The sequence below is a fragment of the Bordetella ansorpii genome (genome assembly GCF_900078705.1).
GTDB classification, from domain to species: domain Bacteria; phylum Pseudomonadota; class Gammaproteobacteria; order Burkholderiales; family Burkholderiaceae_B; genus Bordetella; species Bordetella ansorpii_A.
In genome coordinates, this window is the sequence record NZ_FKIF01000006.1 from 1,136,729 (window position 1) to 1,146,323 (window position 9,595).

11 protein-coding genes are annotated in these 9,595 nt (G+C 66.2%); 5 read left to right on the plus strand and 6 right to left on the minus strand.

The genetic code is table 11. The features are described 5' to 3' along the window. Positions 1–3: 3 nt before the first annotated feature. The gene (locus A6745_RS15640; protein ID WP_066128656.1) at positions 4–888 is read right to left on the minus strand and encodes a LysR family transcriptional regulator; all 885 of its coding nucleotides are present in this window, start codon (positions 886–888) and stop codon (positions 4–6) included. A 127-nt stretch (positions 889–1,015) separates the two neighbouring features. On the opposite strand from A6745_RS15640, the gene argC reads away from it, so the two are divergent. After that, complete coding sequence (gene argC / locus A6745_RS15645; protein ID WP_066128659.1) at positions 1,016–1,951, plus strand: N-acetyl-gamma-glutamyl-phosphate reductase; 936 nt, start codon at positions 1,016–1,018, stop codon at positions 1,949–1,951. A gap of 138 nt (positions 1,952–2,089) precedes the next feature. Here argC and A6745_RS15650 read toward each other — a convergent pair whose 3' ends face one another. From A6745_RS15650 to A6745_RS15665, 4 genes are all read right to left on the minus strand, one after another. Further along, positions 2,090–2,371, minus strand: a complete 282-nt coding sequence (locus A6745_RS15650) for a peptidylprolyl isomerase (protein ID WP_066128662.1) — start codon at positions 2,369–2,371, stop codon at positions 2,090–2,092. 283 nt (positions 2,372–2,654) lie between these two features. After that, on the minus strand, positions 2,655–3,653 hold the full coding sequence (locus A6745_RS15655) for a Bug family tripartite tricarboxylate transporter substrate binding protein (protein ID WP_066128668.1): 999 nt from the start codon (positions 3,651–3,653) through the stop codon (positions 2,655–2,657). A 50-nt stretch (positions 3,654–3,703) separates the two neighbouring features. Next, positions 3,704–4,522 (minus strand): citryl-CoA lyase, encoded by an 819-nt coding sequence (locus tag A6745_RS15660; protein WP_066128671.1) that lies wholly within the window; start codon positions 4,520–4,522, stop codon positions 3,704–3,706. 4 nt (positions 4,523–4,526) lie between these two features. After that, a complete protein-coding gene (locus tag A6745_RS15665; protein WP_066128674.1) occupies positions 4,527–5,741 on the minus strand; it encodes a CaiB/BaiF CoA transferase family protein in 1,215 nt (404 codons plus the stop codon). 137 nt (positions 5,742–5,878) lie between these two features. On the opposite strand from A6745_RS15665, the gene A6745_RS15670 reads away from it, so the two are divergent. The 4 genes from A6745_RS15670 (at position 5,879) to A6745_RS15685 (ending at position 9,159) form a co-directional block, all read left to right on the plus strand. Further along, the gene (locus A6745_RS15670) at positions 5,879–6,808 is read left to right on the plus strand and encodes a LysR substrate-binding domain-containing protein (RefSeq protein WP_066128675.1); all 930 of its coding nucleotides are present in this window, start codon (positions 5,879–5,881) and stop codon (positions 6,806–6,808) included. A 76-nt stretch (positions 6,809–6,884) separates the two neighbouring features. Further along, a complete protein-coding gene (locus A6745_RS15675) occupies positions 6,885–7,676 on the plus strand; it encodes an amino acid ABC transporter substrate-binding protein (protein WP_066128678.1) in 792 nt (263 codons plus the stop codon). 54 nt (positions 7,677–7,730) lie between these two features. Further along, positions 7,731–8,384 carry an amino acid ABC transporter permease gene (locus tag A6745_RS15680; RefSeq protein WP_066128681.1) on the plus strand — a complete coding sequence of 218 codons (654 nt, stop codon included), beginning with the start codon at positions 7,731–7,733 and terminating at the stop codon, positions 8,382–8,384. Between the two features lie 22 nt (positions 8,385–8,406). Next, positions 8,407–9,159, plus strand: coding sequence for an amino acid ABC transporter ATP-binding protein (locus A6745_RS15685; RefSeq protein WP_066128953.1), 753 nt, complete (start codon positions 8,407–8,409; stop codon positions 9,157–9,159). Positions 9,160–9,237: 78 nt separating this feature from the next. Here the strand turns inward: A6745_RS15685 and A6745_RS29070 are convergent. Next, a partial coding sequence (locus A6745_RS29070; RefSeq protein ID WP_066128684.1) for a hypothetical protein occupies positions 9,238–9,595 on the minus strand: 358 nt, incomplete at its 5' end.

The window sequence follows — 9,595 nt, forward strand, 5'->3', positions numbered from 1 at the left end:
CGCCTACGCCAATCGCTGGTCCCTCAACACATCAAGTACGTGCTGCGTGGACCGCTCCACGTACCCTGCACGATGTGCAATACCGAGCCGGCGCCACATCGCGGGACGCAGCGCACGCATGACCACACGCTTGTCGGGCGCTGGCGCCGTCGCTTCATGGGGCAGAAGCGCCGCGCCATAACCGGCCGCGACCAGGCTCTTGATCGCATCGTTGTAGTTCAGCTCAATGAGCGGCGCTGGGTGCTGCCCCCTGCTCGCAAACCACTCCGCCGTCAGGCGTGAAAGACGCGTGGTCGCGTCATTGAGAATGAGGGGTTGGGCCGCGAGCCATTCGGGCGTGACCCGGGCCGGGCACTGCCAGTGCGCGGGCACGAAGGCCATCACCGGATCGCGCCGCCAAGGCTTGATCACGAGCCCAGCCACCGGAGGCTGTGGCAGTGCGACCAGGCCCACATCGAGCGTCCCATCCGCCAGCCGGGACAGCGTTTCATGCGACGTGAGCACGGCAACCTGAATGTCGATAGCGGGATGGTCTTGGCGCAGTACCTCCAACGCTTGCGGCAACAGGTGCGCGATCGCCCCCGTCGATGCGCCGAGCCGCACCCGCCCTTCAAGCCCCTGCACCTGGCGCTGAATATCGTCCAACGCCTGCTGCGCGTCCGCCAGCAGTCGACGCGCGCGGTCCACCAGCACTTCTCCAATCGCCGTCGGCTTGACGTGTCCGCGCTTGCGCGACAGGAGCACAGCCCCAATGCGGTCTTCCAGTTCGGCGATATGGAGGCTGACCGTTGGCGGCGCCAGGTTCAATGTCCGTGCCGCGTCGGCAAATGAGCCGCGGTCCGCAATGACGACCAGGGTGCGCAAACGGTCCAGGCTGATCTCTCGCATGGCAGCGTCCTAATTCAGAAAAAATGAATATTGAAGTCATCAAATTCAACTTTCCCTATTATAGGTTTCTACGCAGAATTGGAGCCCATCCACCTCTCGCACTCACACTCAGCGGAGTATTCCCAGCATGAGCTCTCCCGTTGTTTTCATCGATGGCGACCAAGGCACGACGGGGTTGCTGATCCACCAGCGGCTGCGTAGCCGGACCGATATCACACTGATGACGCTTGATGCCGCCGAGCGCAAAGATCCTCGGCGCCGCGCGCAAGCCATCAACGCCTGCGACATCGCCATCCTTTGTTTGCCGGATGCCGCCGCACGTGAGGCAGTGGGCGCCATTGTCAATCCAGCCGTTCGAGTCATCGACGCAAGCTCCGCGCACCGCACACAGCCGGGCTGGACATACGGGTTTCCCGAGATGACGTCGGGGCAAGCAGAGAAAATTGCAAAGGCACGGCGGGTCACCAACCCGGGTTGCTATCCCACCGGTGCGCTGGGCCTGCTGCGCCCGTTGACGCAGGCCGGGCTGATCCCGGACGATTACCCGATCAGCATTCATGCCGTATCGGGCTATTCCGGAGGCGGACGGGCGGGCATCGAGAAATATGAGGGGCCGAAAGCCGCTGACGCGCCTTCATTTCAGGTCTATGGCCTGGGACTGGCGCACAAGCACGCACCAGAGATCCAGCAGCACGCAGGGCTCGCGCAGCGTCCTCTCTTCGTTCCCGCATACGGCGCGTTCCGCCAGGGTATCGTGCTGACGGTGCCGCTTGCGTTACGTCAGCTGGCACCCGGCGTGGATGGCGCCATCCTGCATGCCTGCCTCGCAGGTCACTATGCCCAGGCGACGCATGTCCGGGTCTTGCCTCTGCTGGAATCGAGCGCCTTGGAAAGTCTGGATCCGCAAGTGCTGAATGGTACGAACGACATGCATTTGCACGTCTTTCAGAACGAGGAAAACGGGCAAGTCCTGCTGGCCGCGGTTTTTGACAATCTCGGCAAGGGCGCATCCGGCGCCGCGGTGCAGAACCTGAACCTGATGCTTGAATGGAAGCCACGGTAGCGATAGGCGCCTGTCTGGCGATCGGCTTCGTGGCGCGCACTCTGCCGCCGCGATTCGCCCAATGAAAAACCCTCCTTGACGGAGGGTTCTTGCGGCCCTTGCCTGCCTGCGGGCCGGCAAGGGCATGAGCGGCCGGACTCAGTCCTGGCGGCTGGTGACTTCGACCAGGTGATAGCCGAACTGGGTCTTCACCGGACCCTGCACCACATTGATCGGGGCGCTGAACACCACGGTGTCGAACTCCGGCACCATCTGGCCCGGGCGGAAGGTGCCCAGGTTGCCGCCGTCGCGGCTGGACGGGCAGCTGGAATTTTCACGGGCGACCTCGGCGAAGTCGGCGCCGTTCTCGATGGCGGCCTTCAGTTCGTTGCACTTGGCTTCGGTGGACACCAGGATGTGGCGTGCGGAGGCGTTGGCCATGGAAAGCTCCTTTATTGGGTTCAAAACATCATTAAAACATCCCCCACGCCGCGCCTGCGGCTTGCTGCCCCAAGGAGGCGCTTTTTGCCTCGGGGCGGCCCCAAGGTAAAAAAATAGCGCCGTAGCCACCAGACGATCCAGGACTGGTTGCTACAGCGCCAAGGTCACGCTAAACGCTCGGTCTGCCCATTCAGCTTGCAAAAGCCGCAGACCTCAATGCCGCACTGGCACGCGGCCGGCCCGGCGAAGGTTCATACCGGCCACGCGCCAGCGGACATATTCCTCAGTCGACCTGGGCGCCCGACTTCTGCACCAGGTCGGCCCACTTGGCCACTTCCGCCTTGCCGAAGGCGTCCAGATCGGACGTCGACCCCTTCTCCAGGCCCTGCGCCGTCAGCTTGGCCTGCACGTCGGCATTGGCCAGGGCGGTGGAAGCGGCATCGCGCAGCTTCTTCAGCGTGGGCTCCGGCGTGGCCTTGGGCGCATACATCATGAACCAGGCCACCAGGTCGAAATCGCTGTTGGTCTGCTCGGCGATGGTCGGCAGGTCGGGCAGCGCGGCGCTGCGCTTGGCGCTGGACGTGCCCAGGGCGCGCAGCTTGCCGGCACGGATGTGCGGCAGCACGGCGGTGGGGTGGTAGAACATGAATTGCACCTGGCCCGACATCACGTCGGACATCGCCAGGCTGCCTTCCTTGTAAGGCACGTGCACCATCTCGCCGCCCAGGCGGGCCTTCAGCAGTTCGCCGGCCAGATGGCCCGAGGTGCCGCTGCCCGCGGACGCGAAGCTGATGCCGGGCGGCTTGGCCGCGGCGGCGCCCAGGTCCTTCAGGTTCTGGAAGGGCGAGTTGCCGCTGACCACCAGCAGGGTCGGCGTCTGGCCGACGAACGACAGCGGCGCGAAGTCGGCGATGGGATCGTAGGCCAGCTTGCGGTAAAGCGCCTTGTTGATGGCGTGCGTGCCCACGGTGCCCATCACGATGGTGTAGCCGTCGGCGGGCGAACGTGCGACGAAGTCGGTGCCGATCGAACCGCCCGCGCCGGCGCGGTTCTCCACGATGACGGACTGGCCCAGCGACTTGCCCATGGCATCGGCCATCACGCGCGCGACGATGTCCGTCGACGTGCCCGGACCGAACGGCACGATCATCTTGATCGGCCGGCTTGGGAAGTCCGCCGATTGCGCCATTGCCGGAAGTTGGGCGAGCAGCCCGGCAGCCAGCGCCAGGCCGAGCAGCGACCGGCGCAGCGTGGGCCTCGCGGTGGATGTGATGGAAACCATGGATGACTCTCCTCTGTACTGTCTTGCTCGTATGCCCGGATTGGGCGGGATCAGTGCGATTCGGGGGTCGTGCCAAAGCCGGCGGGAAGTTCGCCGTCATACTGGACTTCGCGCGCGGCCTGATAGGACAGCGCGAAGCCGATGGATTGCTCCAGTTCTTCGTTGAGGTGGGCGATCAAGCCGGCCGTGCGGGCCAGGATCGGCACGCCCTTCAGGGCCAGCAGCGGGAAGCCGACGCCCAGCAGCACCGCGGGGATGGCGGCCGACACGTTGAGCTTCAGTTCCTTGCCCATCACCTGCGGGATCGCGCGCTCGACCGCCTCGGCGATGTCGACGTAGGCCAGGTTGGCGCCAGCCTCGCGGGCCACGTCGAACAGCCGGCCCACGCGCGGATCGCGCTCCTTGTGCAACGGGTGGCCGTAGCCGGGAATGGCGCGGCGCGCGGCGCGGTACTCCTGCACGATCGCCAGGGCCGCCTCGTCGTTGCCGGCCCCGTCGGCGCGGGCGCGCGCCTCGATCTCGTGGAACATCCTGCCGGCGGTCTCGGACGCGCCCAGGATGACCGAGCCGCAGCCCAGGATGCCGGCCGCCACGGCGCCCTGCAGGGCATCGGGAGCCGCCGCCAGCGTCATGCGGCTGGCCTGCACGCTGGGCACCAGGCCATGCTCGGCGATGGCGACCAGGGTCGCGTCGATCACGGCGGTGGCGGCCGCGTCGGGACGCCGGCCGGTCAGCAGCAGGTGGAAATAGTCGGTGAAGGAAATCTTGCCGATCAGGTCCTGGCACAGGTCCTGGCCGCGCACCACGATGGTGTGCTCATCGGACGTGCTGATGGACGTGCGCGGGACGGTGGTCTTGCCGATCTTCATGGTCTCACTCCTTGGAAGAAGCAACTGAGCGGGACGCGGCTCGTGCAATCGCAAGCTCGGCGCGCACCTCGTCGTTGTGCTCGCCCAGGATGGGCGGCGGCACCACGTGCGTGGGACGCACCCCGTCGAAACTGACCGGCGAACGCACCGTGCGCCATTCGCCCAGGACAGGATGATGCCCTTCTATTTCGAGTTCCAGATGACGGGCCTGTGCGTCTTCCAGCGCCTCGCTGGTGTCGTACATCGGCGCGTGCGGCACGTCTTCGGCGGTCAGGCGCGCGCACCACTCGTCGCGGGTGCGGGTGGCGAAGATGCCGCCCAGCAGGCCGATCAACTGCTCCTGGTGCTGGATGCGGCCTTCGCGCGTGGCGTAGCGCGGATCGTCGAACAGCGTGGGCCGCTCGATGGCGGCGGCCAGCCCGCGCCAGAACTTCTCGGGCGAGGACATGTGCAGCGCGACCCAGCGGCCATCGCTGCAGCGCAGGGTGTACGACTGCGATACGCTGGGCCGGCTGTACGGACCCATCACGTCGCCATCCGCGAAGAAGTGCGTGAAGGCGTCCAGGTTGAAGTGGCACATGGCCTCCAGCATGGAGACCTCGACGCTGCGGCCCACGCCGGTGCGAGCGCGCTCGACCAGCGCGCCCAGGATGCCGTAGGCGGCATAGAAACCGGTCAGCGAGTCGGCGATGGCCGGCCCCACCACGCGCGGGTTGGCGGGATTGACCAGCAGATTCAGGAAGCCGCTGGCCGCCTGGGCCACCGTGTCGTAGGCCGGACGGCCAGCCGCCGGGCCGGTCTGGCCAAAGCCGCTGATGGCGCAGTAGATCAGCCGGGGATTCAGTTCGCGCAGGCGCTTCTCGCCGGCGCCCAGGCGGTCGGCCGCGCCGGGCCGGAAGTTCTGGATATAGACGTCCGCCTGCAGGATCAGCTCGTCGAACACCTTGGCATCGTCGGGATCCTTGGTGTTGAGCGTGATGCTGCGCTTGTTGCGGTTGTAGGTCTGGAAGTGCGGGCTGTACAGGCCGCCCCGGAAGGCGCGGAACGGATCGCCAGCGCCCGGCTGCTCGACCTTGATCACGTTGGCGCCCAGGTCGGCCAGCAGCATCCCCGCGGCCGGCCCCGTGATGAACGTGCCCTGTTCGATGACGGTGATGCCTTCCAGCACCTTGCTGGCGCGGGTCAACTTTTCCAGATGAGGAATGCTGTCGTCTTGCATGGTTGTCTCCTGGCCGCCCGCGAGCGCTTGACGGCTGGCATTGCGAAGACCGCAGCGTAATAGATGGATACAAGAATGTGGAAATGACTTATTTTGCTGATTACTATTGATGGCATCGATGGATTTATCAAGCAATCATGGAACTGCGCCACCTGAGATACTTTGTCGCGCTCGCCAATTCGCTGAATTTCACGCGGGCCGCGCAGCGCGTGCACGTCACCCAATCCACGCTGTCGCACCAGATCAGGCAGCTCGAGGACGAGATCGGCAAGCCGCTGTTCGATCGCATCGGCAAGCGGGTCTCGCTGACCGAGGCGGGCGACGCCTTCCTGGGCTATGCCTCCCGGGCGCTGCAGGAAGTCGACCAGGGCCTGGGCGAACTGAAATCCGCCGAATCCCCCATGTCCGGCGCCGTGCGGGTGGCCGCCACGCATACGTTCAACCTCAACATCATTCCCGAGTGCGTGGGACAGTTCCTGGCGCGCAACCCGACCGTGCGGCTGTCGGTCGAGGAACTGGCCGCCGATGCCATCGTCACCGGGCTGACCTCGGGCCAGTTCGACCTGGGCGTGGCCTACCGGCCCGTGCTGCCGCTGGGCCTGCGCTTCGAGCCCCTGTTCAACGAAGAACTGATGCTGGTGGTCAACAGCCGGCATCCGCTGGCGGGCCGCAAGCGCATCCGCATGATCGAGCTGCACCGCGAGCCGCTGGCGCTGCTGCCACCCACCTTTTCCACGCGCCGCATGCTCAACGAATGCTTCGCCGCGGCGGGTGCCGAACCCATGGTGTGCGCCGAGCTGAACACGCTGCCCGCGCTGCTGGGCGTGGCCCTGCGCACCCCCATCGGCACCATCGCGGCCGCCAGCGCGGTGCCGGCCGGGCTGGACGTGGTGCTGGTGCCCATGGAAAGCCCGACGCCCATGCGCACGCCAGGCCTGCTGATGCGGGCCGACCAGACCCAGACCCGCGCAATACGGGCGTTCGCCGCCCTGTTGCGGCAGACCTCGGCCCGGCATGGACGCAAGATCGACAGCCGGCCTCGCGCCACCGCGCAAACGCCGCCCTGACGCCGCCATCCTGCGGGAACGGCCAACCCGCATAAAATACGCGGATCCCGAGTATCTCGTTCCTTTTCCGACTCCTATGAAAAAGCTGACCGCCGTCCTGGCGCTGTGTGCCACGTCCCTGCTCGCCGCCTGCAACAAGAGCGACGAACCCGCCAAGACCGCCGCCCAACCGGCTGCCCCGACCAAGGTCGTGGTGGGCCTGGACGACAACTTCCCGCCCATGGGCTTCCGAGACGAGAAGAATGAACTGGTCGGCTTCGACATCGACCTGGCGCGCGAGGCCGCCAAGCGCCTGGGCATGCAGGTCGAGTTCAAGCCCATCGACTGGAGCGCCAAGGAAGCCGAACTGAGCAGCAAGCGCGTGGATGCGCTGTGGAACGGCCTGACCATCACCGAAGAGCGCAAGAAGAACATCGCCTTCACCGCGCCCTACATGGAAAACCACCAGATCATCATCGTGGCGGCCAACTCGGCCATCCAGGCCAAGACCGACCTGGCCAACCACGTGGTGGGCGCCCAGGAGGGCAGCAGCGCCGTCGACGCCATCAAGAAAGAGGCCAACATCGCCGACGCGCTGAAGGCGCTGCGCACCTACGGCGACAACGTCACCGCGCTGGTCGACCTGTCCGCCGGCCGCCTGGATGCCGTGGTGGTCGACGAAGTCGTGGGCCGTTACCTGGTCGCCAAGCGGCCCACCGAATACCGCGTGCTGGACGACAACTTCGGCGTCGAATCCTACGGCGTGGGCGTGCGCAAGGACGATGCCGCGCTGCTGCAGAAGCTGGACGGCACGCTGGCCGACATGAAGCGGGACGGCACCGCCGGCCGCATCGCCAGCCAGTGGTTCGGCGCGGACATCATCAAGTAAGCAGGCTCCCAACGCCGGGCTGGCGCTCGCCGCCGCCCGGCCAGAATCGATCGCATGGATTACGTCCTCTCTTTGCTGGGCCCGATGGCGCAGGGTGCGCGCGTCACGCTCACCCTGTTCTTCATCACGCTGGCCCTGGCCGTGCCGCTGGGCCTGCTGCTGGCGCTGGCGCGGCTGTCGCGGCTGCGTCCGCTGAGCATGCTGGTCAACGGCTACATCTGGCTGATGCGCGGCACGCCGCTGATGCTGCAGCTGCTGTTCATTTATTTCGCGCTGCCCTTCATCCCGGTGGTGGGCATACGCCTGCCCGATTTCCCCGCGGCGGTGATCGCCTTCGCGCTGAACTACGCGGCGTACTTCGCCGAGATCTTCCGCGCCGGCATCCTGTCCATCGACCGCGGCCAGTACGAAGCCGGCAAGGTGCTGGGCATGACGCCCCTGCAGACCCTGCGCCGCATCGTGCTGCCGCAGATGGTGCGGCGCATCCTGCCGCCCATGAGCAACGAAACCATCACGCTGGTCAAGGACACCTCGCTGATCTACGTGCTGGCCTTGAACGACCTGCTGCGCGTGGCGCGCGGCATCGTCCAGCGCGACTTCTCGACCACGCCCTTCCTGGTTGCCGCCGTCTTTTACCTCGCCATGACGCTGGTGCTGACCTGGGCCTTCCAGCGCCTGGAAAAACACTATGCCAAGTACGACCAGTAATCCGGCCGATGGCCGGCCCGTGATGATCGGGGCGCGCAACCTCGTCAAGTCGTTCGGCGCGCTGCGCGTGCTGGACGACGTGTCGCTGACGCTGCACAAGGGCGAGGTCGTCGCCGTGATCGGTCCGTCGGGTTCGGGCAAGAGCACCTTCCTGCGCTGCCTGAACCACCTCGAGACGATAGACCGGGGCAGCATCGAGATCGAAGGCGAGGCGCTGGCCACCGCCGTGCCGGACGGCAACAGCCGCTATGGCGGCGACGCCGAGGTACGCCGCCTCTGCCGCAAGATGGGCATGGTGTTCCAGGGCTTCAACCTGTTCCCGCACATGACGGTGCTGCAGAACCTCATCGAGGCGCCCATGACGGTGAAGGGCATGAAGCGCGACGAAGCCATCCCGCGCGCCGAGGAGCTGCTGCGCAAGGTGGGCATGCTGGCCAAGCGCGACAACTATCCGGGGCGCCTGTCAGGCGGACAGAAGCAGCGCGTGGCCATCGCCCGCGCGCTGGCCATGGAGCCGGACATCATGCTGTTCGACGAGCCCACCTCCGCGCTCGATCCCGAGCTGACGGGCGAGGTACTTCGCACCATGCGACAGCTGGCCGAGGAACACATGACCATGCTGGTGGTGACGCACGAGATGGGTTTCGCCCGCGAAGTGGCGCACCGCGTGGTGTTCATGGACCAGGGCGTGATCGTCGAGGAAGGCCCTGCGCACGGCTTTTTCGCCGCGCCCGCCCAGGCCCGTACGCAGGCGTTCCTGAGCCAGATGCTGTAAGCAGCAGCGGCGTCGGCAAGACGCCGCTGCGATGCCCAGGCGGGCCGTGCTGCGCGGCCCGCTCCGGGCAGACCCGCTTCAGGTCGGACCCTTCCAGTAGAAGCCCTGTGCCGTGCCGCCCTTGCCGTCCAGGGTGATCTTCTTGGACTGCGGCTTGCCCGCGTAGGTCACGGTCAGGTCATAGGTGCCTTCGGGCAGCTTGGCATAGAAGATTGGGCCATCCGACTTGGCTGACAACACTTCCTGCCCCGAACCGTTCTTCACTCGCACCTCCACGTCGGACACATAGGCGCCGCCGTCAGACAGCGCGAACTGCAGCCGCAGGTTGTAGTCGCCGCTGACGGACTTGAGATAGGTGCTCTCTTCCTGGCCCACCCCACCGCTGACGTAGCTGACATCGCCTTGCTTTTGCACCTGCGGACGGGCGTCCTGGCGC

Coding starts and splice junctions, on each gene's coding strand:
- A6745_RS15640 (WP_066128656.1), bottom strand. CDS start 888: ATGCGAGAGATCAGCCTGGACCGTTTGCGCACCCTGGTCGTCATTGCG.
- argC (WP_066128659.1), top strand. CDS start 1,016: ATGAGCTCTCCCGTTGTTTTCATCGATGGCGACCAAGGCACGACGGGG.
- A6745_RS15650 (WP_066128662.1), bottom strand. CDS start 2,371: ATGGCCAACGCCTCCGCACGCCACATCCTGGTGTCCACCGAAGCCAAG.
- A6745_RS15655 (WP_066128668.1), bottom strand. CDS start 3,653: ATGGTTTCCATCACATCCACCGCGAGGCCCACGCTGCGCCGGTCGCTG.
- A6745_RS15660 (WP_066128671.1), bottom strand. CDS start 4,522: ATGAAGATCGGCAAGACCACCGTCCCGCGCACGTCCATCAGCACGTCC.
- A6745_RS15665 (WP_066128674.1), bottom strand. CDS start 5,741: ATGCAAGACGACAGCATTCCTCATCTGGAAAAGTTGACCCGCGCCAGC.
- A6745_RS15670 (WP_066128675.1), top strand. CDS start 5,879: ATGGAACTGCGCCACCTGAGATACTTTGTCGCGCTCGCCAATTCGCTG.
- A6745_RS15675 (WP_066128678.1), top strand. CDS start 6,885: ATGAAAAAGCTGACCGCCGTCCTGGCGCTGTGTGCCACGTCCCTGCTC.
- A6745_RS15680 (WP_066128681.1), top strand. CDS start 7,731: ATGGATTACGTCCTCTCTTTGCTGGGCCCGATGGCGCAGGGTGCGCGC.
- A6745_RS15685 (WP_066128953.1), top strand. CDS start 8,407: ATGATCGGGGCGCGCAACCTCGTCAAGTCGTTCGGCGCGCTGCGCGTG.